The sequence below is a fragment of the Ohtaekwangia sp. genome (genome assembly GCF_036568665.1).
Classification (GTDB): Bacteria; Bacteroidota; Bacteroidia; order Cytophagales; family Cyclobacteriaceae; genus Ohtaekwangia.
Genome location: NZ_DATCSD010000153.1, coordinates 1 through 20496, shown reverse-complemented (window position 1 = coordinate 20496; position 20496 = coordinate 1). Strand labels below are relative to the sequence as shown.

The 20496-nt window shown below is 41.6% G+C and carries 20 protein-coding genes; 15 read left to right on the top strand and 5 right to left on the bottom strand.

The features are described from left to right. Positions 1 to 1624: lamin tail domain-containing protein (locus VIN08_RS08845; protein ID WP_331963316.1), on the top strand; the 1624-nt coding region annotated here is incomplete at its 5' end. A 17-nt stretch (positions 1625 to 1641) separates the two neighbouring features. On the opposite strand, the gene VIN08_RS08840 is transcribed toward VIN08_RS08845, so the two are convergent. Beyond that, positions 1642 to 2358, bottom strand: coding sequence for a pyridoxine 5'-phosphate synthase (locus VIN08_RS08840; protein WP_331963313.1), 717 nt, complete (start codon positions 2356 to 2358; stop codon positions 1642 to 1644). 76 nt (positions 2359 to 2434) lie between these two features. Between VIN08_RS08840 and VIN08_RS08835 the strand changes: the two genes are divergently transcribed. The 3 genes from VIN08_RS08835 to VIN08_RS08825 all read left to right on the top strand — a co-directional run bounded on the left by VIN08_RS08835 (position 2435) and on the right by VIN08_RS08825 (position 4496). Beyond that, positions 2435 to 2890 carry a GatB/YqeY domain-containing protein gene (locus tag VIN08_RS08835; protein ID WP_331963310.1) on the top strand — a complete coding sequence of 152 codons (456 nt, stop codon included), beginning with the start codon at positions 2435 to 2437 and terminating at the stop codon, positions 2888 to 2890. Positions 2891 to 3051: 161 nt separating this feature from the next. After that, positions 3052 to 3804 (top strand): alpha/beta hydrolase, encoded by a 753-nt coding sequence (locus VIN08_RS08830; protein ID WP_331963307.1) that lies wholly within the window; start codon positions 3052 to 3054, stop codon positions 3802 to 3804. A gap of 53 nt (positions 3805 to 3857) precedes the next feature. Then, a complete protein-coding gene (locus VIN08_RS08825) occupies positions 3858 to 4496 on the top strand; it encodes a CBS domain-containing protein (RefSeq protein WP_414693261.1) in 639 nt (212 codons plus the stop codon). Between the two features lie 16 nt (positions 4497 to 4512). Here VIN08_RS08825 and VIN08_RS08820 read toward each other — a convergent pair whose 3' ends face one another. Both VIN08_RS08820 and VIN08_RS08815 read right to left on the bottom strand, forming a co-directional pair. Continuing rightward, positions 4513 to 5427 carry a heme-dependent oxidative N-demethylase subunit alpha family protein gene (locus VIN08_RS08820; protein WP_331963301.1) on the bottom strand — a complete coding sequence of 305 codons (915 nt, stop codon included), beginning with the start codon at positions 5425 to 5427 and terminating at the stop codon, positions 4513 to 4515. A gap of 42 nt (positions 5428 to 5469) precedes the next feature. After that, positions 5470 to 6249 carry an alpha/beta fold hydrolase gene (locus VIN08_RS08815; protein ID WP_331963298.1) on the bottom strand — a complete coding sequence of 260 codons (780 nt, stop codon included), beginning with the start codon at positions 6247 to 6249 and terminating at the stop codon, positions 5470 to 5472. A gap of 189 nt (positions 6250 to 6438) precedes the next feature. Here VIN08_RS08815 and lysA point away from each other — a divergent pair, with 189 nt between their 5' ends. Both lysA and VIN08_RS08805 read left to right on the top strand, forming a co-directional pair. Next, on the top strand, positions 6439 to 7671 hold the full coding sequence (gene lysA / locus VIN08_RS08810; protein ID WP_331963295.1) for a diaminopimelate decarboxylase: 1233 nt from the start codon (positions 6439 to 6441) through the stop codon (positions 7669 to 7671). Positions 7672 to 7801: 130 nt separating this feature from the next. Beyond that, entirely contained in the window at positions 7802 to 9901 is a 2100-nt protein-coding gene (locus tag VIN08_RS08805) for a protein-disulfide reductase DsbD family protein (RefSeq protein WP_331963292.1), read from the top strand. 61 nt (positions 9902 to 9962) lie between these two features. Here the strand turns inward: VIN08_RS08805 and VIN08_RS08800 are convergent, their stop codons facing one another. Continuing rightward, a complete protein-coding gene (locus tag VIN08_RS08800) occupies positions 9963 to 10313 on the bottom strand; it encodes a YraN family protein (protein ID WP_331963289.1) in 351 nt (116 codons plus the stop codon). Between the two features lie 107 nt (positions 10314 to 10420). Here VIN08_RS08800 and VIN08_RS08795 point away from each other — a divergent pair, with 107 nt between their 5' ends. The 7 genes from VIN08_RS08795 to VIN08_RS08765 are packed head-to-tail and all read left to right on the top strand — an operon-like array spanning position 10421 to position 15242. Continuing rightward, complete coding sequence (locus tag VIN08_RS08795) at positions 10421 to 11428, top strand: bifunctional phosphoglucose/phosphomannose isomerase (RefSeq protein ID WP_331963286.1); 1008 nt, start codon at positions 10421 to 10423, stop codon at positions 11426 to 11428. Between the two features lie 51 nt (positions 11429 to 11479). Beyond that, positions 11480 to 11671, top strand: coding sequence for a hypothetical protein (locus VIN08_RS08790; RefSeq protein WP_331963283.1), 192 nt, complete (start codon positions 11480 to 11482; stop codon positions 11669 to 11671). Between the two features lie 24 nt (positions 11672 to 11695). After that, a complete protein-coding gene (locus VIN08_RS08785) occupies positions 11696 to 12490 on the top strand; it encodes a hypothetical protein (RefSeq protein WP_331963281.1) in 795 nt (264 codons plus the stop codon). After that, positions 12471 to 13187, top strand: coding sequence for a lipoyl(octanoyl) transferase LipB (lipB, locus tag VIN08_RS08780; protein ID WP_331963279.1), 717 nt, complete (start codon positions 12471 to 12473; stop codon positions 13185 to 13187). Before VIN08_RS08785 ends, lipB begins: the two co-directional genes overlap by 20 nt. Then, complete coding sequence (locus VIN08_RS08775; protein WP_331963276.1) at positions 13184 to 13588, top strand: hypothetical protein; 405 nt, start codon at positions 13184 to 13186, stop codon at positions 13586 to 13588. The genes lipB and VIN08_RS08775 overlap by 4 nt, the downstream gene beginning before the upstream one ends. A 31-nt stretch (positions 13589 to 13619) precedes the next feature. Next, positions 13620 to 14510 carry a DUF4349 domain-containing protein gene (locus tag VIN08_RS08770; protein WP_331963273.1) on the top strand — a complete coding sequence of 297 codons (891 nt, stop codon included), beginning with the start codon at positions 13620 to 13622 and terminating at the stop codon, positions 14508 to 14510. 12 nt (positions 14511 to 14522) lie between these two features. Further along, positions 14523 to 15242 carry a 3'-5' exonuclease gene (locus VIN08_RS08765; RefSeq protein WP_331963271.1) on the top strand — a complete coding sequence of 240 codons (720 nt, stop codon included), beginning with the start codon at positions 14523 to 14525 and terminating at the stop codon, positions 15240 to 15242. A gap of 4 nt (positions 15243 to 15246) precedes the next feature. On the opposite strand, the gene VIN08_RS08760 is transcribed toward VIN08_RS08765, so the two are convergent. Then, positions 15247 to 15936, bottom strand: coding sequence for a metallophosphoesterase (locus VIN08_RS08760; RefSeq protein WP_331963268.1), 690 nt, complete (start codon positions 15934 to 15936; stop codon positions 15247 to 15249). Positions 15937 to 16034: 98 nt separating this feature from the next. On the opposite strand from VIN08_RS08760, the gene VIN08_RS08755 reads away from it, so the two are divergent. Next, positions 16035 to 17021 carry an AAA family ATPase gene (locus VIN08_RS08755; protein WP_331963265.1) on the top strand — a complete coding sequence of 329 codons (987 nt, stop codon included), beginning with the start codon at positions 16035 to 16037 and terminating at the stop codon, positions 17019 to 17021. A gap of 391 nt (positions 17022 to 17412) precedes the next feature. Next, positions 17413 to 20235, top strand: a complete 2823-nt coding sequence (locus tag VIN08_RS08750; RefSeq protein WP_331963262.1) for a TonB-dependent receptor — start codon at positions 17413 to 17415, stop codon at positions 20233 to 20235. The last annotated feature ends 261 nt before the right edge of the window (positions 20236 to 20496 follow it).

Genomic DNA, 20496 nt, shown 5'->3' with positions numbered 1-20496 from the left:
TGTCACAGAGATATTCGCTGATCCATCGCCACGTGTTGAGTTGCCGGAAGTAGAGTTTATAGAATTGCTGAACAGAAGCAACACCACATACAATCTCTCAGGTTGGACATTATCCGATGGTTCATCAACCGCAACATTTCCATCGTACAACCTCGAGCCGGGTAAATATATACTCTTAACAGGAACGTCCTCGACTTCCAGTTATAGCAACCTGCAAAATGTTTTAGGCTTGAATTCTTTCCCCTCCTGGAATAATACTGGCGATAATGTATTACTGAAATACAGAGGAGGCATAACAATAGACTCCGTTCAGTATACTGATAGCTGGTACAAGAATGATGATAAAAAATCAGGTGGCTGGTCACTGGAGCTAATTGATCCAAACAACATTTGTGGTGAAGAAAATAACTGGGCTGCTTCTGAAGATGAGAACGGAGGCACACCTGGCAGACAAAATTCCATATATGCAAACAAGCCCGATCTTACAGGACCAATGCTGCTTGGCGGCACACCTCTAAATGATCAACAAATCATCTTGCAGTTTGACGAAAAATTAGCGAAAGAAATTCCAACGCTCACCCATCTTCATATAGACCCGAACATACCAGTCGAGAAAATTGAGTTTACCGATCAATCATTACGAGCTTATCGTGTTTCACTTTCAACTCCGCTTCAGGCAAAACAACTTTATACTATTAGTCTGAGTGATGTATATGACTGCAGCGGTAATGATATTCAATTGAAGTATAATTCTGTTTCATTGGCATTACCAGAACAGCCGGATAGTTTGGATGTGGCGATAAATGAAATTCTTTTTAATCCTAAACCTACTGGCGAAGATTTCCTGGAGATTGTTAATACATCGGATAAATATTTGAACCTGAAGCGTTGGAAAGTAGCTTCTCTGAAAGATGGTGTTATAGATAAATCGTATACTATAACAGAAACGGATTTTCTGCTACGACCCGATGCATATCTGGTATTGGTGAAAGACCTTGACATTCTGATTGGAGAATATCCGCAGACAAAAACGGAAAATGTATTGGAAGTGAAGGCACTTCCATCGTGGAGTGACGATGAAGGAAATGTTGCTATACTGGATGACCAGGGAAATACGATTGATTACTTCGTTTATACAAAGAACATGCATTCTCCTTTCATCAAAGATGATGAAGGCGTTTCCCTGGAAAGAATATCGTTTACAGAAGCTACGAACGATATCAACAATTGGAAATCAGCCAGTACAACCAGTGGATATGCAACACCCGGATTTATAAATTCCAACGCTATAACCAGCAGTATAGCATCCGCAGAAGAAGTAATTGTATCACCTGAAGTTTTTGTGCCGCTCAATGGTAATCCGGATTTTACAGAGATACAGTATAAATTTGATCAGGGAGGATATATAGCGAATGTAAAAGTATTAGACTCTAACGGGCAACTCATTCGTCAATTGGCTAACAACCAGCTCCTCGGTTCAGAAGGATTTCTTCGCTGGGATGGTGATCGTGACGATGGCTCACGCGCAAGAGTTGGATACTACATGGTTTGGTTCCAGGTATTCAATTCTTCAGGAGCTATAAAAACATATAGGAAGAGACTGGCAGTAGCTGCCAGGTTCTAATACTCGGTAGTCGTTGCCTAGCCCTTGAGTTGTTTCAGGTAAAGTTGAATAGTATTTTCTAATCCCAGATATAGTGCATCAGCGATCAGAGCATGACCGATTGAAACCTCGTCAAGATATGGAATGCTTTGTTTGAGAAATTTAAGATTATGCAAGTCGAGGTCGTGTCCTGCATTAATACCAATACCTCCGTCTTTTGCAATACGCGCACTTTCGATGTATGGCTTAACAGCCACTTCTTTACTCACCAGAAATTCGCTGGCATAAGGCTCGGTATATAACTCTACGCGATCAGCCCCCAACGCTATAGCGCCTTCGACCATACGAGGCGATGGATCTACAAATACAGATACACGCACGCCCAACGATTTTATCTCCTGGCAGATGTCGCGAAGCAACGAAGCATTTTTAAGAGTATCCCAACCAGCGTTTGATGTTATAGCATCCGGGGCATCGGGTACAAGGGTAGCCTGTGCAGGCTTTACCTCATGTATAATTTTTATATAGCGCTCGTCCGGATAACCTTCAATGTTGAACTCCGTCTTAACAACATTTTTTAACTGAATAACATCCTGATAGCGAATGTGGCGTTCGTCAGGGCGCGGATGTACTGTAATACCTTGCGCGCCAAAGCGCTCACAATCAATAGCTGCTTTAATCACATCGGGATTATTTCCTCCGCGTGCATTTCGGAGTGTGGCAATTTTGTTAATATTGACGCTCAGTTTGGTCATGGGTATATGTATGTACGCAAGTAAAAACTGGATGATCCACTAATTGGTTTCGCAAAATAGTATTAAACGTAAAATTATGAGCCTGAAACAACAAATTGATAACGACATAAAAAAAGCTATGCTTGCCAAGAACAAAGAAGAGTTGGAAGCATTGCGTAGTATAAAGTCGCTTATACTGTTGGCTGAAACTGAGAAAGGTGGAAGTGGCGATATATCATCTGACACGGAGAATAAACTTTTAGTAAAGGCGGCAAAGCAGCGTAAGGAGTCGGCAGATATTTTTACACAGCAAGGAAGAAACGATCTGGCTGATAAAGAAAACTTTCAACTCGATATAATAAGCCGTTATCTTCCGAAGCAATTATCAACAGAAGAAGTTGAAGCAGCGCTGAAAAATATTATTGCGGAAGTTGGAGCGAAAGGCCCGCAGGATATGGGTAAAGTAATGGGCACCGCTACCAAAAAACTGGCAGGCCAGGCGGACGGTAAAATCGTTTCTGAACTCGTGAAAAAACTTTTGGCAGGAGGATAATCCCCATCAGATTATATTGCCAATCAAAGTTTCATTACATCCATTTTTCATAAGATAACTAATTTTCGTTAGTTACTTGTAATGTTTTTTGCATTCATTGAAAGACAAATTTTTCATTTCTGGTATTTTTTTTCCTTACTTATCGGCATTAATTCACAGACATGGCCATTCAGATTAAAGAAGAGAACGGATTTAAGTTTGTAGATGAAGGAAAAGGAGAAACACTTCTTTTACTTCACGGATTATTCGGTGCTCTCAGTAACTGGGAAGGTGTTGTAAATCGCTTTTCAAAAAACTTCAGGGTAGTTATACCTATGCTGCCTATTTACGAGATGCCTATAAAAGAAGCAGGGCTCGAAGGCTTGCGTAAATTTTTGGAAGAGTTTGTTGCTTTCAAGAATCTCAATGATATGATCATTATGGGTAACAGTCTTGGAGGTCACATTGCATTGATCTATACCCTGAAGAACGGTGACAGAGTTAAGAAACTGATTCTGACGGGCAGCTCCGGACTATTTGAAGACTCGATGGGAGGTTCTTATCCCAAACGTGGAAATTATGAGTACATCAAGGAGCGTGTGTCGTACACATTCTATAACCCTGAAGTTGCTTCAAAGGAATTAGTAGACGAAGTTTTTGACATTACGAAGAGTATTCCCAAGTGCATGCGCATTGTGGCCATTGCAAAATCGGCACAACGCCATAATATGGCTGAAGAAATTCCAAACATTAAGGCACCAACGTTATTGGTATGGGGTTTGAATGATACCATAACACCACCCATGGTGGCGCATGAGTTTAACAGGTTAATTCCTAATTCGACGTTGAAATTCATTGATAAGTGTTGTCATGCACCCATGATGGAACATCCTGAAAAATTCAATGAACTTGTCGAGGACTTTTTGGTTCATTAACGTATATAGGTAAAACAAAAGCCAGCGTGATAGCAGAAGATCTTATAAACCACATGATTCCTCCTTTAAAAGGATCGGACGATGCACATAAGGCAATCGTGTGGATGGAAGAATTTCGCTGTCAGTATATGCCGGTGGTGGACGATGGAAAACTTCTGGGATTTATTTCCGAAGAGATCATTCTGGAGACCAACGATATTGATAAGAACGTACGTGACTTTACACTCATTGGTCAGCAATGTTACGTTCATCTCGACACGCACTTCTATGATATTCTGAAAGTAGCCGCAGACCATAAACTCCAAATGGTGGCTGTGCTGAATGAAGACATGACATACTTCGGTGTGATCACCGTACAGGATACATTAACTTCTTTTGCACAGACGGCTGCCGTACAAATGCCGGGAGGTATTTTAGTTTTGTCGATGAACTTTATCGATTACTCCCTTGCTGAGATCAGTCGTCTTATCGAAGAAAACCACGCCAAGATATTGAGCAGTATATTGAAAGAAGATCCTCTCGATACTGGTAAGATACGTTTAACACTCAAAATCAATCAGCAGGATCTCTCCAGAGTTGTTTCAACACTCGAACGGTTTGGCTATAAAGTAATAGGTCGTTATCAGGAAGCAAAACCAATAGCAGGAGAGAAAGACAGGATCGACATGCTGCTCCGTTACCTCGACATCTAAATATATATCTGCTAAACTACCTCAGGTAATTATCGAGGTGATCAACAGAGCCCGTCAATCCTTTATACGCAAGCGCCTCCTTCGACATACTTTTCAGCGCTGATCGCAGTAATTCTTTTTCACTTATATTCAAATCATCTACGCTGTAGAAGTACGTTCGTATGGTGAACAGGAAAGCATTTGCATTGGCGAATCCTGCCAGATTTTGTCGCTCGGTGCGTATATACCAGGCGTTGCTTGTATCGTGTTCTCTTCCCTGCCACGAAGCATTGTTTATGTGTGATGGCGCCTGAGGATGATGATTCAGTCTCGTATCAGTTGCAATGCCCCAGGCAAAACGGGTAAAGGGCGATTTAGCCTGCACAATACCCTCCAGCATTTTACGATAATGCTCCAGCGTTTTTTCCATGCCCGGTACCGGAGCATGTACATCGCGGAAAGGTTTTCCGATTTTATCTCCCGGTGCCCAATGATTAGGAGAGCACAAATGAATAGCCGCTAACCAATCATTGTCCTGACTTAACTGAAACACAGCTATATCTTCCTGCACCTGGCAGCATAAAGCATCGAACAGTGATATATACCGTGGATGATGAATAGTTTGCCAATCATCGGCCCAGGTAAAATGTTCTTGTGTAATCCGGTTAGTTAATACGCGTGCTTCCCAATCAACAGTAATATCGTTTGGATATTCATGAGCCAGTTGCCTCACGATATATTGATTCACTTGCTGAATCGTTTCTCTGTTCAGTCGTTGCTCGCAGTAATATTTATGAATGTTTTCTTTCCGGCAGGCATCTTTATTTCTGCGATAATGATCGTAGGAGTCATCGATCTGAAAGACCAATGCATCACGCCCCGTTGCCTTCGCTGTAGATATAAGACCTGGGGCTGTGCTATATATACCAGAAAGAAATGGCAAATATTTCATAGCCTTGTGCGGCAGTTAGCCTAACCGTTGTAAAAAGAAATTCTAGTGCAGCCAATTCATAACCAGCTCTACAAACTCCTGAGGCTTTTCTGCCTGCACCCAGTGGCCGGTCTCCATCGTTTCCAATATAGCCTGCGGGAATACCTCTTTAATTCGATCCCAATCTTTATCCTGTATATACTTTGATCGTACGCCACGAATAAACAACGTTGGCTTATCAAAATTACCCTGGTATTGAAGGTCAACACCAATGTTACTCAACTGCTCTGTAATAAGCGGAAGATTTATCTTCCAGGTAAAACCATTATCTGTTTGTCGCTGAAGGTTCTTTAACAAGAACTGTCGAACATCCGGTTCCGGAACATACTCTGCCAACAGCGCGTCAGCTTCGTGACGTGATGTGATCGAATGGACAGGTATAGCATTCAACCCTTTCACAATAGTATAGTGTTCAAGATCATAGTATCGCGGAGCAATATCAACCACAATAAGTTTTGATAGTTTATCCGGATGAGCCACGGCAAAATTCATAGCCGTCTTGCCCCCCATTGAATGGCCCAGTATAACAGGTTTATCAAGTTTCAGATCATCTATCAACTCCTTTAGGTCATTTACCATTGTGGCATAATCAAAGCTTTCACTGTGATAAGACTGTCCGTGATTGGCCTGATCTACTGTATATACCTTGTAGCCGTTGTTTGATAATAAACGCGCTTGTGTTAACCAATTGTCGGAAGAACCAAAAAGCCCGTGAAGAATTACAATTGTCTGGTTAGATGTGGATGGTTCGGCAGGCAGGTACTCTCTGAAAAAAAGCTTCATGAAAAATCAATATTAGTTAAAGTTATGCGGGTCAGGCAATTTCAAACGCGCGTTTTCTGACCCAAAAATAGAATTACCGACAGAACTTTTTCAATCTAAAAACACCAACATAAAAATACTGCAAATCGATCCGTATAATCCCGAAATCCAATAAAACCTGATATATATTTGGGGCCTTTAAATTTTCCAATGGAGCTTACACAGCAAACGTACACGATTCAGGGTATTGATGTTCTTGACCTTGCCAGGCAATTTGACACCCCGCTTTATGTTTATGATGGCGCACGCATTGCACAGCAGATTGCAAAACTAAAGAGTGCATACGCTGCTGCAGACGTAAAAATAAAATATGCAGCAAAGGCGCTCACCAATATTTCCATACTCAAGCTCATGCGCAAGCATAGTGTAGGCATGGAGGCTGTTTCATTGGGCGAAGTACGATTGGCTTTGCGTGCCGGCTACCTTCCTGGCGAAATAACCTTCACGCCCAGTGGCGTTGACTTTAGTGAAATAGAGGAGGCTGTGACATTAGGACTCGCTATCAACATCGATAACTTGTCGACACTAGAGAAATTTGGTGCAAAATTTAAAAATTCTTACGCGTGCGGATTGAGGCTCAACCCGAATATTATGGCGGGTGGAAATATCAAAATATCCACAGGACATAGTAACTCCAAGTTTGGTATCTCTGTGTTGCAGCTCTCGGAGATACAAGATCTGATGAAGAAATATAGTATACGCATCAGCGGACTTCATATTCATACCGGTTCGGATATAAAAGAGACAGAGGCGTTCCTCAAAACAGCCGAGGTGTTATTCGAGGCGGCTGCACATTTTCCGGATCTGAAATTTTTAGACTTTGGCAGCGGCTTTAAAGTCGCCTATAAAGAAGGAGATATAGTAACCGATATACAGGAACTCGGAAGTAAACTGACAAGAGCATTCAATGAATTTTGCGACCGATACGGACGCAAGCTTGAACTTTGGCTTGAGCCGGGAAAATTTCTGGTAAGCGAATCAGGTACGTTGCTGGTGCAGGTAAATGTTGTTAAGCCAACGCCTACTGTAACATTTGTGGGTGTAAACTCAGGCCTTAATCACCTGATACGGCCCATGATGTATGATGCCTATCATCACATTGTGAATGTATCAAATCCCGGAGCGCCACTGAAGAAATATACTGTGGTAGGCTATATCTGCGAGACCGATACATTTGGAAGCGACCGCGACCTGAATGAAGTTCGCGAAGGTGATATTCTTGCTTTTAAAAATGCCGGGGCCTATGGCTTCTCCATGGCCTCTAACTATAACTCTCGGCCTAGACCCGCAGAGGTACTTATTGTGAACGGAGAGGCTAAGCTGATCCGCGAACGCGAGAAGTTTGAAGACCTTTTAAAGGGACAGATCGAGGTGGAGATCTGATTTCCAATCAACTAAATTTTTGTTAAGAATTGTTAAAACCTGGCGAAATGTCGTCAGGATTACCTTTCATCTTGCATGGTCAACTAATTTGAGAAGGAGTTCGTTATTTTAGCGCTGAATTTTTCTAATCATGCTAAAACGATTATTCCTGGGCGTTCTGTTACTGACTGCTATTGCAGGTTCCGCGCAAGTTCTTCAACCGGCAAAACTTACAGCGGAAACGCCATCTAAAACCTATAAAGTTGGTGATGTAGTAGAACTGGTGTTCAAAGCCACCATCGACAAGAACTGGTATATCTATTCCATCGGGTTTGATCAGGAATGTGGTCCTGTGCCGATGTCAATCACGTTGGAGAAACATCCAAGCTTTGCTCTGGAAGGAGATCTTGTTGCTGTTAAAGACAAAACCAAACACGACAAGATATTTGATTGTGATGTTCGCATCTTTGAAGGCTCCGGGGAATTCAGACAGAAAATAAAAATTCTTTCTCCTGCACTTACATTGATTGGTACTTACGAGGGACAAGTTTGCTCGGAGGTAGAAGGTAAATGTGTATTGTTTAATGGTGACCTTCTGTTCGGAAACATTAAAGTAGAAGGTAAAGCTGCTGCTGAAACAGAAGCTCCGAAGACGGAGACTAAGACGGAAACACCCACGGTAAAGCAGCAGATTGAAAATATAGTATCAGCCGTTGATACCACTCGTAAAGCTGTTGAAGAAAAAACGAGTTCAGCAGCTATATATGCTGATATAAAAGGACCTGTGCTGGATCCTTCTTTGGTGAAAGAAGATCCGCGCAAAGCATCTTTACTTGGTTTTTGCCTCCTGGCATTTGTGGCTGGCCTTGCTGCTTTACTTACGCCTTGTGTTTTTCCGATGATACCGATGACGGTGAGTTTCTTTACACAAGGTAGATCGAAGCTTCAGGCGTTGCTATACGGATTATCAATTGTAGTAATCTATACTTTGATCGGTGCAGCGATAGCACCACTAATGGGACCAGAAACGGCTAACCATCTTTCAACGGAGTGGCTACCGAACTTGATATTCTTTACGGTGTTCATTGTCTTCGGACTTTCATTTCTTGGTCTTTTTGAAATTACTTTGCCCGGAACGTTCATTAATAAAGTAGATCAGCAGGCAGAGAAAGGTGGTTTTATTGGGGTGTTCTTCATGGCCTTTACACTCGTACTGGTTTCATTCTCTTGCACAGGTCCTCTTGTTGGAAGTATACTCGTGTCTTCTGCCGGTGGCGAATTTTTGAAGCCGATCGTGGGTATGTTCGCATTCTCACTTGCCTTTGCAATACCATTTACATTATTCGCATTTTTTCCCGGGTGGTTGAGCTCGATGCCGAAATCCGGTGGATGGCTAAACGCTGTGAAGGTAGTGCTCGGCTTTGTTGAGATTGCTTTGGCCTTTAAGTTTTTGAGTATAGCGGACCAGGCTTTCCATTGGAGAATTTTGGATCGTGAGATCAACATCGCCATCTGGATTGTAATTGTAACATTGATTGGTATATATCTCATGAAGGGTTTTCGCCTTTCTGGCGATACGGGTAAAGATGCTGAAGATAAACGTGTGAGTATAGTTCGTCTTACGTTTGCTACGGTGGCATTTATTTTCGTAGTATATCTCATTCCCGGTATGTGGGGCGCTCCGCTGAAAGCACTGGCTGGTTATCTGCCACCAATGCATACACATGATTTCGATCTGTTATCCGCAGCGCGTAACTCCAAGCCTAATGAAATTTGTGATGAGCCGAAGTACGAAGAGTTCCTCCATTTACCGCACGGTATAAAAGGCTACTTCGATTATAAGCAAGCTATAGCTTGTGCACGTCAGCAGAACAAACCGGTATTTATAGACTTTACCGGACACGGCTGTACCAACTGCCGCGAGATGGAAGCAGTAGTGTGGTCTGATCCGCAGGTGTTGGATAAACTGAAGAATGATTTTGTTGTGGTAGCGCTATATGTAGATGATAAAACAGAACTGCCCGAAAGCGAATGGTATACCTCCAAATACGATAAAAAAGTAAAGAAGACCATTGGTAAACAAAACGCAGACTTGCAGATAGCAAACCTCAATAACAATGCGCAGCCATTTTATGTATTAGTAGGTAAAGATGAACGCGTGCTTGTGTCACCTTTCGGCTACGATAAAAGTGTAGATCATTTCGTGCAGTTCCTGGAATCAGGTAAGAAAAAATTTAAAGAGCTCTATTAGTTTTTAACAGCCTATAAACAAGAAAGGAGATGTATAGTGCATCTCCTTTCTTGTTTTATACTCAGTTGATGGCATCTTCAAAAAGTTCTATCACAGGCTCCCGGCCTAATTTTATAGAGACAATATCAAACCGGATGTGCCCTTGCCAATCGGTAGAGAAAATATACTCTTCGGCAGCTTCAAATATCTTGTTGATCTTTCGCAAATCGACAAATTCTTCAGGTTCTCCAAAGTCAGAAGAACTTCTCGCTTTTACTTCAACAAAGATCAGCCAGTCATCACGCTTTACGATCAGGTCGATCTCAGCATGTCGGTGCCTGTAGTTTTTCGCTACAACTTCAAATCCTTTTCCTATTAAAAAATTAGCGGCAAGCTGCTCGCCCTCTTTTCCTTTTTTGATTTTGCTGCTCACAACGTGGTAACGTGTTTAAGTTTTAGGTGTGTAGGTGTTTAGGTTAAGCGAGAATGTGTGTGAGAAAAGCACCACATGCTTTATCTTTGAAATACCAAATTACGATTATGTCTACTACCAAAAAATATATCGAAGGTTTTACCCGCCAGCTTTCGGATGCATTGAAGATCGGGCAATCGCTAGACCTTGATCGTCCCGGCAGCGATATACGCAACATCGTTATTGCCGGCATGGGTTCGTCTGGTATAGGAGCCAACCTAGTAGAGTCGCTTACATTTGGTCGCATCCCTATACCCATCACCGTTTGCAAAAGCTATAACATTCCACAGTTCGTTAGTCCGCATACATTATTTATAGCCTGCTCCTATAGCGGTAATGCGGAAGAAACTGTTTCGGCTCTCAATAAAGCTCTGCTCAAGCGCGCTCAGGTAATCGCTATAGCATCCGGAGGTAAATTGCTGGATGTTTGTCGCGAGTATAATTTGCAATATATACAGCTTCCTTCTGGATCAAACAGTCCGCGTGCCATGCTCCCCTATAGCATGATTGCCCTGCTGTATGTACTATATCATACCAACCTGATTGGCGCTGCTTTTATAAAGGAAACCGAAAATGCTATTGAGTTCCTGGATCGCGGAGAGAAAGGCATCCAATCAGAAGCAGAACTTATTGCGAAAAAACTAAGAGGCAAGTTGCCGGTTATTTATTGCGATAGTCGCTTACATGCGATGGCACTTCGTTTCCAGCAACAATTAAATGAAAATGCCAAGCAACTGGCGCATACCAATACATTTCCGGAAATCAACCATAATGAAATTGCCGGTTGGTGTTATCCGGAAGCATTGATGCCGATGTTGCAGGCTGTATATCTTTACTCCGATCACGATCATGAACGCGTAGAAAAGCGCATGGAGATTTCGCGCGATCTCTTCGAGAAAAACTCGAAACCAGTGATTGACATTATTGGGGAGGGGGCATCGTTATTGGAACAATATTATTACCTGATACATCTTACCGACTGGATTTCATATTACCTGGCAAAGGAAAATGGTGTGGAGCCGGAGGCAAACGACTCGATTACATACCTGCGAACAGAGTTGGATAAGCAGAAGTAAGAAACTTGTTTTCAGGTACTTTCGTTGTAACTTTAAGAAACCATATAGCATATGAAAGCACCAATCAGCAAGCGTACCCGGAAGATCCTGGATAATCCGCAGTTAGCCAAACAGCTGATGTTAGCCATCATTGCAGATCGCCTTGTAGAGCGTTCACTTCTTCCGGAAGAAGAACGGCCTACTATTAAAGTTGACGGTGAAGAATTGAAACTCGTCAGGCTGAGAGCGATCGATAAGAAGTAAAGAAAACCTTTCGGAGGGTTATTCATGAATCTCATTTTCGGTTCGATCTTTTTATTTATACTCATTATACCCGGTCTTGCGTTCCGCTATTCCTATCTGCACGGAACCTATACCAAGCAATCATTCAAAATTTCTGCTGTTGACGAAATCTTCTGGGCTATACTTCCCGCGCTCATCTTTCAACTTGCGGGTATTTTAGTTATAGAACATCTAACGCCTTACGAAATAAAGCTGCAGTTGATCTATCAGATCATCACGGAGTCTGATACTATCAATTTTGAATTGATTCATAGCAGCCTGCTATATTTTCTGTTTTATTTATTTACCATGATTGGTGCAGCGGTGGTGTTGGGCTTATCAGTGCGTTATTACGTGCGCAAGTTCAGGCTGGACCTGAAATACTCTCCGCTTCGTGTGAATAACGAATGGTACTATCTTTTTAGCGGAGAGATACTTGATCTGGAGAAGCCCGGTGAATCAAAAAATATAGACTTGATACAAGTGGATGTATTAATGCAGACGGGTGAAGGCCCGTTGGTATATAGCGGCACGCTGAAAGATTATTTTCTTTCGCGCGAAAATGGCCTGGACAGAATATACCTCTCGCAGGTATATAGAAGAAAGATGCAGGACGATCTCACCCCGAATCAACCCAATGTAGGATACCTGGAGCGTTACCTTGACGCCCGCTACTATTCTATGCCGGGTGATTTGTTTGTGATTACATACGACAAGATCCTGAACATTAACATTACCTATCATGTATGGTCAAATATATTGGAGGATGAAGTGAACGCGAATGAACAGCATACAGAATAAAAAAGTAAAATTTATAGGGCTTGGCCTGAAAGAATATCAGGAGGCGTGGGATTACCAGGCCTCACTCTTTGAGAAAACGATCGCTGTAAAAACAGAGAACAGAAATCTGCCGGCAGAGCAACAGAAGATCACCGATAATTATCTCATCTTTTGTGAGCATCCGCACGTATTTACCTTGGGGAAAAGTGGGGACGAGAAAAACCTGATCATTGCAAAAGAAGAATTACATACGGTACATGCCACTTATCATCATATCAATCGCGGAGGTGATATAACATACCACGGACCGGGTCAGATTGTTGGATATCCTATATTAGACCTGGAAAATTTTTTCACAGACATTCATAAGTATATGCGTCTGTTGGAGGAATCCGTTATACAGACATTGAAAGAGTATAAAATTGATGCAGGCCGGATCGCGGGACTTACTGGTGTGTGGATCGATGTGGACAATGTGCGCAGGGCGCGAAAAATTTGTGCTTTAGGAGTAAAGACGAGTCGGTGGGTAACGATGCATGGTTTTGCTTTTAACATTAATCCCGACTTGCGATATTTCGCGTATATAGTGCCGTGTGGCATTCAGGACAAAGCCGTTACTTCGCTGGAGAAGGAGTTGGGAAAAAAGGTAGATATACGGGAAGTGGAGGTTGTATTGAAAGAGAAATTTCGCGAACAGTTTGAAATGGAGTGGCTATGATGAAGGACATTGAACGACCGGAGGTAAAAAATGTAACACTGGCTGTTGCCCGGGTAAAAAATATAGGTGAGCAAGATGAGTGGAAAGTATATCTGATCAATAACAACGACTTCCCGATTGAGAATACGTTAGTGGCGAGTAAAGGATATGGAGTGAAAGATGGTGAACAGCAGCAAACTTCTATCTTGCGTCATTACCTCGATACGATTGCTGAGAATAGTGCTGTGTTGATCGAACCGATCGATCCATCAGTCTTTCACCTGAACAATGAATATTGGGTAAGCTACTATATTGGAAGGCAAATATTTGATAAACGTTTTGTTTTTGTGCCTGATGCTATTTGTGAAGAGAACATCAAGTTTATAAAAGAGCTTGAGATGGAGGGTGTCCTTCATTCCTGATGCTGCGAATCAACCTATATTTATACTATACATGAAAATTGTTTTTAAGAAGCGGCTTGTTCGCACTATCGGCATTTTGCTGATCGGCTTCTTTGCGCTCTTTTTGTTCCGGCTTATTTACGGATACTCAACAGGTCTTTCAGAAGTGCAGGAAGAATATTTTTCTGATTTCTTTTCCAGTCTGGAAGATGTAAGGCATAACTATGCGAGCGATCGCTATAAAGTTGTTTCAAAAGTTTTGTCGCAATCTGGTCAAGCCCAGGTAGGAGAATTTGATGTTAGTCAGAAATACGAGAAAACCGCTACTATTCGCTCACGCTCTTCTGATTTTAGTGAAGATGAAAAGAAGCTGCGAAATGAAATTAAAACCCAGAATGGTATAATTCAGTATGAAGAAAATTCTGGTCAGCGTGGCCATCGATCGTTACACCTGCTGATTGGTATACCTCCCGCTCATTTCGATTCTTCTTATATAGCGCTGCTAAAGATTGGATCAATACTCTCGAAAGAAATTACAAAGGTTGATAAGACGAACGAGTTCAGAAACCTGAATGCCAAGAAAGCATCGCTGGAAATTACAAGACAATCATTACTGGAGATTAAAAAACAAAGCGGAAGAATAGAAGAGTATATCAATCTGCAAAATCGTATACTGGAAATTGAACAAGAGTTGCAGGGTCTTGGTGTATTGCTTGGCGACTTTGATCAGGAGAATGAATTTTGTACGATCCGCTTTTCGCTCAATGAAGGACATGAAATTAAAGTAAGTATGTTACATCGACTGAAGGTTGCTTTTGAATGGACGGTTCAGTACTATCTTTTATTTGCTGCCATTGCAGCAGCCTCAAGTATATTTGCCTTCTTCTTCCTGCTGATCATCGATAAACTAATACCAGGAATTATAAATAAGATTAATCAATAAACGGCCGTGGGTATGAATCAGGAGTTGCGCGAAGTTATGTTTCTGGATATTGAGACTGTATCCTATACAGATAGTTTTAATTCGCTGGATGAACGACTCAAAACGTTGTGGGCACGAAAGGCAAGCCATCTGCGAAGAGAGTCTACGCAAACCGATGAGCAATTATACCTCGATCGTGCAGCGATCTTTGCCGAGTTCGGTAAGGTCATCTGTATATGTGTAGGTAAATTTTATGAAGATGAGCAAGGTGTGCTCACGCTAAAGACAAAAGCGTATTATGGTGACGATGAAAAGGCGCTGCTCACCGAATTCAAATGCATGCTCGATAAGCTTAATGCCAATGCAGATAAACTGTGTGCACACAACGGAAAGGAGTTTGACTTTCCCTACCTGTGCAGACGTATGCTGGTAAATGGTATAGCATTACCCGCCATGTTAAATATAGCAGGTAAAAAACCCTGGGAAGTGCCACACTACGACACTATGGAACTGTGGAAGTTTGGCGACTATAAACATTTTACATCACTGGAGTTGTTGGCTACCATCTTCAATATACCCTCCAGTAAAAATGATATTGATGGAAGCAAAGTAAACCAGGTATATTATATTGAGCGTGACCTGGCGCGAATAAAAGATTACTGCCTTCGCGATGTAGAAGTACTTGCGCAGTTGTTCTTAAAGCTCCGCGGAATCCAGCTGGATCAGGCGTTGGTAGTACAGGCAGCTTCGTAATTAATTAACTCTTCGGAGTTCTTCCCTTTACACCCGGATAAAGCGAAGGCACGGGATCGCTGGTATATACTTCGTTGGTTTCAATATCCATCATGGAGAGAACGCCCGACCATCCAGCGCCTGTATCCATCATCCACACTTCGCAGGAGTGAATAGGTTTGCTGAAGGGAATAGGTGTGTGTCCAATGTAGATCGCATCAAATGTTGTGAGCTTACTGGTAACTCCTTTCAGATATAGCTCCAATACTGTGCGTGCAAGATTTCTGCTCCAGAGAAATATGTCCAATCCTTGCTTTTCAAAAGGTTGCTGCAAGTCTATACCTGCATGTACAAACAATTTGTTGTTGGCGATATGATAGGGTGATGCGCATTTCAAAAAATGAATATGATCTTCGGGTACTCCATCATGGTATGATTTTATAGTGGCCTGTCCACCCTGATCGAACCATATACTTTCCACAAATCCGGTTTCCATCCATTGAAGGGTCCAGTAGTCATGATTACCAAGAACATAGACCAGATTCTTGATCTGCAGAAGATCATCAATACACTGGCGGGTTTCGGGCCAGCCATCGCACACATCTCCCAGGCTTATAAGGTGATCATTTTCAATATCAAAGTCGGCACGTTGCAAACATTGACGCAGGGCACGGGAGGCCCCGTGAATATCACCCATTACAAAAGTTCTCGACATTCCCCTCACATCTTAAATTACGGCAATCCATCAGGTTTTAGGTCTTTTTTTCTCAATAATTACGCTATTTTTGACAGGTTTAAAATTAAAAACTGTGTATGGAATCGGTAGCCGTTGAAAAGCACGAAGAACATAAGGAAAAAATAAAAGAGGTTTATGCCGAGGTTGGTAAGGTTGTAGTAGGCCAACAGTATATGGTGAACCGACTGATGATCGGACTATTCACCAATGGCCACGTCCTGCTGGAAGGTGTACCCGGTCTTGCCAAGACACTTACGGTTAGCACACTTGCTCAGGTGCTACATCTCGACTTTCAACGTATACAATTTACTCCTGATCTTCTTCCTGCCGATCTGGTCGGTACGATGATCTATAATCAGAAAGAGGGAAAGTTCGAGGTAAAGCAAGGCCCTATATTTGCCAATATAATTCTCGCAGATGAGATCAACCGCTCTCCTGCTAAAGTTCAATCGGCATTGTTGGAAGCCATGCAGGAAAAGCAGGTAACGATTGGCGAAACTACTTTTAAACTAGACAGACCTTTTCTTGTATTAGCAACACAAAACCCCGTAGATCAGGAAGGAACCTATCCATTGCCGGAAGCACAAGTGGATCGCTTTATGATGAAGGTGTTTGTAGACTATCCTACCAAAGATCAGGAGATCGAGATCATGCGCAGGATCTCTAACATGCAGTTCAACTATAAAGTAACTACTATGCTCACGAAAGAAGAGATATTCTCCATTCGTGAACAAGTGAATAAAGTAAAGATATCGGAATCACTCGAACGCTATATTATTGAACTGGTATATGCTACACGTAAGCCACTTGACTATAAGCTTAACGAGCAGGCACAATATATACAGTTTGGGGCTTCACCTCGCGCAAGTATAAATTTGAACCTGGCAGCCAAAGCGGTGGCCTATATGGAAGGACGCGACTATGTATTGCCGGAGGATATTAAGGAAGTAGCACTGGACGTGATGAGTCACCGCATATTGCTTAATTATGAAGCAGAAGCAGACAATGTGCGTCCTTCGGATATCATAAAAGTTATTCTCAATAAAGTACCGATCAACAAATAATGTGTTAGGTGTTTACGTTTTTCGTAGGCTGATAGCGAGACACCCTATATATACTTAAGGAAGAATATTGAAAGCGCAGATTTAGGTCTGTGCTTTTCTTTTAAGTGAGTATTTGGTCCCTGCTTTTAGCGTGTATACCTATATAATTTTGTTTCCTTTCAATAAACTTCTTGAATCTTTTATTACCCCCGCGTTATCTGCTTTAAAAAATCTTGTAAAAATTGTTAAGTCCAAATAATTGAAATGTGTTGATAATCACAGTGAAATAAAATGTTGGCAAATCAGTCTTTAAACACATGTTAGCTTAATATTCTCTACTTAACAATTTCGTAACACAGGCGTGCGAGTGAGGTAATATTAGAGCGTGACCTTTGCGTCAAATAAAAGGTTTATGCTGAGAAGATTACTTCTTTCATTATCGCTGATCACATTTGCTCTTGGTGCATTGGCACAATCCGGAACAATTAAGGGTCACGTAAAAGATGCAGTGTCAGGCGATGCTATCATTGGTGCCAACGTTCTTGTTAAAGGAACAGCATTAGGAGCCGTGGCTGACATTGAAGGTAACTTTGAAATTCCTAAGGTAAAGGCAGGTACATATTCACTGGTAGTATCTTTTATATCATACAAGACCGATACTCTTCAAAATATTACTGTATATCCTGATCAGACAACCGTAATAAATCACGGTCTTATAGAAGAAGGTCAGGAGTTGAATGAGGTAGTAATTACCGGAGCACGTGTAACCAATACCGATCTTTCAGTTGTTACCGAGATACGCAAGAGCGATCTGGTCGCTGTAGGTATATCTGCTCAACAGATCACGATGTCGCAAGACAGAGACGCAGCGCAGATTATGAAGCGTCTTCCGGGTGTTACGATCATGAACAACCGCTTCGTGAACGTACGTGGTTTGAGTGAACGCTATAGCACTGTAATGTTAAATGGAATTATAGCTCCCAGTACAGAAGTAGACTCTAAAGCTTTTGCATTTGATCTTATACCCAGTAATATGATTGATCGTGTGCTGGTATATAAATCTGGTTCACCTGAATTACCTGGGGAATTTGCCGGTGCAGATATAGGTATATATACCAAGAGTACGGTTGAGGAAAATTCTGTTACACTTTCAGTTTCCGGAAGCTTCCGTGCAAATACAACCGGTAAAACTGTATCGTTGGACGCTAAGAAATATAGCATGGATTGGTTAGGTGGAAACGGTGGTAACAGAGCGCTCCCTTCGTCTTTCCCATCAAACCTTCGTGTAAATACACAAGAAGAAATAAACAGAGCAACTGAAATGTTGCCGAATACCTGGGCAACAAGAACATTAACAGCTTCTCCTGACTATAGAGTTAACCTGGATGTAGCGAGAACTATGCGTTTGGCAGGTAAGAGATTAGATAATATTACTTCCATTAGCTATGCACACACCAATCAACGCATAGAAGTAACGCAGAACTATTATGATGCTTTCTCTGAAACAACTCAAAAAAGTACACTGCGTTATCACTATAACGACTTAAGATTTGCACAAACAAACAGACTTGGTGCGATCAGTAACTTTACTCTGGAACTCGATCCCTCAAACAAGATAGAGTTCAGAAACTTCTATAACCAGCAGGGACAAAATCAATCAACGTTCCGTACTGGTACCGACAATGCACAATTCTTCGATGTTAACAATATGGCGTTGAATTATTATGCAAGAAGTATATATTCAGGTCAATTGTCAGGTAAGCATGCTTTCTCAGATGCTGTTAACTTCAACTGGATATTGGGCTATAATAACACCAACGCCAATCAGCCGGACTATCGCAGAATTCGTTCACAGCGCGATATGGGTACAGATGAACCGTTTAGTGTTGTTATACCTCCGGGAGCAAGTTCATTTGAAGCAGGAAGATTCTATTCCAAACTGAAAGAAGATACATACTCTGCTGTTGGTAATTTAGAAATCAAATTGAATCCGTCAGTGGATGATGAACAGCAGACCAAAATTACAGCAGGATACTATGCAGAGCAAAAGAACAGAGCTTTCAGTGCACGATGGATGTCGTACAAATGGGCCACCTCAGCAGATGTAGATAACAGCCTTCTGTTGCAACCATTCGATCAGATATTTACACCTCAGAATTTAATATCGAAATTTGTTCTGGAAGAGGGTACAAATATAGGTCCGTCACTATATGATCGTTATGATGGACATAATACGCTGTTAGCAGGATATGTAGGACTTGTAAAACCATTTGCTGATAAATTCCGATTCTCAGGTGGCTTACGGGTAGAGTATAACGTTCAGAAGATAGATGTATATGATGTAAACAATAACGGACACTATGTTAAGAGAAACGCTGTAGACAATCCGGTTACTGTACCGATGCCATTCGCTAATCTTACTTATAACATAACTGAGAAGATGCTGATCAGGCTTGCCTATAGCAAAACTGTAAACCGCCCTGTATTTCGTGAGCTAGCTCCGTTTAACTTCTACGACTTTGATAGAAATGCTGATATAAGTGGTAATACAAATTTGAAGACTGCTAAGATCGATAACGTAGATCTTCGCTGGGAACTATATCCTTCCAAAGCAGATAACATTTCATTCGGAGTATTCTATAAGCACTTTAAAGATCCTATCGAACAATACCTGAGACCCGGATCGAACCTGATCTATAATTTCGGAAATGCAGATAAAGCAACTACCTATGGAGTGGAAGCAGAGATCCGTAAATCATTTACAGATTTATCTTCACCTTTCCTCAATAAACTTTCAGTAGTATTCAACGGAGCACTCATTAAGAGTCAGGTTGTTTTTCCTGATATATCAGAATATAACAATTTGGAAAAGAAACGCGCTATGCAAGGACAATCTCCTTATGTAGTAAATGCGAGTCTATACTATAACAATTTCGAGAATGGCTTGCAGGTAAGTATACAATACAATGTATTTGGCAAGCGCTTGTATGCAGTTGGTGATAAAGATTCAAATGCGAATCAATATGAAATGCCACGCAACCAGGTTGACTTCACAGTATCAAAAGAACTTAACAAACACTTCGAATTGAAGTTAGGTGTACAGGATATCCTGAATCAGAAATACAGACTGATTCAGGATTCCAATCGCGATAAAAAAATTACCGGAGTTGATGAACCCATTCAGACCTACAGATGGGGTCAATATGGTACACTCGGTGTAGTTTGGAAACTTTAACCGAATATTAATACAAATTACAAGAAGGGCCTATTGGGCCCTTTTTCTTTTTTATTCAGGCATTATCAAATATATAATTAAATGACTGCTAACACGAGCTTAACGATGCCGTAACCTGCCGTCTTTACTTTTGCTCGCAAATAATTTTACCACAAAATATTTTATGATGAAAACATTCACTCTACGCTTTGCATTTGCTGCGATGATAGCGATGGCATTTGCATTAAGCTCCTGTAATGATGACGATCCGACAACAGATGA

Coding starts and splice junctions, on each gene's coding strand:
- VIN08_RS08775 (WP_331963276.1), top strand. CDS start 13,184: ATGATGAAGGACATTGAACGACCGGAGGTAAAAAATGTAACACTGGCT.
- lysA (WP_331963295.1), top strand. CDS start 6,439: ATGGAGCTTACACAGCAAACGTACACGATTCAGGGTATTGATGTTCTT.
- VIN08_RS08820 (WP_331963301.1), bottom strand. CDS start 5,427: ATGAAATATTTGCCATTTCTTTCTGGTATATATAGCACAGCCCCAGGT.
- VIN08_RS08760 (WP_331963268.1), bottom strand. CDS start 15,936: ATGTCGAGAACTTTTGTAATGGGTGATATTCACGGGGCCTCCCGTGCC.
- VIN08_RS08835 (WP_331963310.1), top strand. CDS start 2,435: ATGAGCCTGAAACAACAAATTGATAACGACATAAAAAAAGCTATGCTT.
- VIN08_RS08815 (WP_331963298.1), bottom strand. CDS start 6,249: ATGAAGCTTTTTTTCAGAGAGTACCTGCCTGCCGAACCATCCACATCT.
- VIN08_RS08825 (WP_414693261.1), top strand. CDS start 3,858: ATGATTCCTCCTTTAAAAGGATCGGACGATGCACATAAGGCAATCGTG.
- VIN08_RS08805 (WP_331963292.1), top strand. CDS start 7,802: ATGCTAAAACGATTATTCCTGGGCGTTCTGTTACTGACTGCTATTGCA.
- VIN08_RS08795 (WP_331963286.1), top strand. CDS start 10,421: ATGTCTACTACCAAAAAATATATCGAAGGTTTTACCCGCCAGCTTTCG.
- VIN08_RS08785 (WP_331963281.1), top strand. CDS start 11,696: ATGAATCTCATTTTCGGTTCGATCTTTTTATTTATACTCATTATACCC.
- VIN08_RS08830 (WP_331963307.1), top strand. CDS start 3,052: ATGGCCATTCAGATTAAAGAAGAGAACGGATTTAAGTTTGTAGATGAA.
- VIN08_RS08840 (WP_331963313.1), bottom strand. CDS start 2,358: ATGACCAAACTGAGCGTCAATATTAACAAAATTGCCACACTCCGAAAT.
- VIN08_RS08765 (WP_331963271.1), top strand. CDS start 14,523: ATGAATCAGGAGTTGCGCGAAGTTATGTTTCTGGATATTGAGACTGTA.
- VIN08_RS08755 (WP_331963265.1), top strand. CDS start 16,035: ATGGAATCGGTAGCCGTTGAAAAGCACGAAGAACATAAGGAAAAAATA.
- VIN08_RS08790 (WP_331963283.1), top strand. CDS start 11,480: ATGAAAGCACCAATCAGCAAGCGTACCCGGAAGATCCTGGATAATCCG.
- VIN08_RS08750 (WP_331963262.1), top strand. CDS start 17,413: ATGCTGAGAAGATTACTTCTTTCATTATCGCTGATCACATTTGCTCTT.
- lipB (WP_331963279.1), top strand. CDS start 12,471: ATGAACAGCATACAGAATAAAAAAGTAAAATTTATAGGGCTTGGCCTG.
- VIN08_RS08770 (WP_331963273.1), top strand. CDS start 13,620: ATGAAAATTGTTTTTAAGAAGCGGCTTGTTCGCACTATCGGCATTTTG.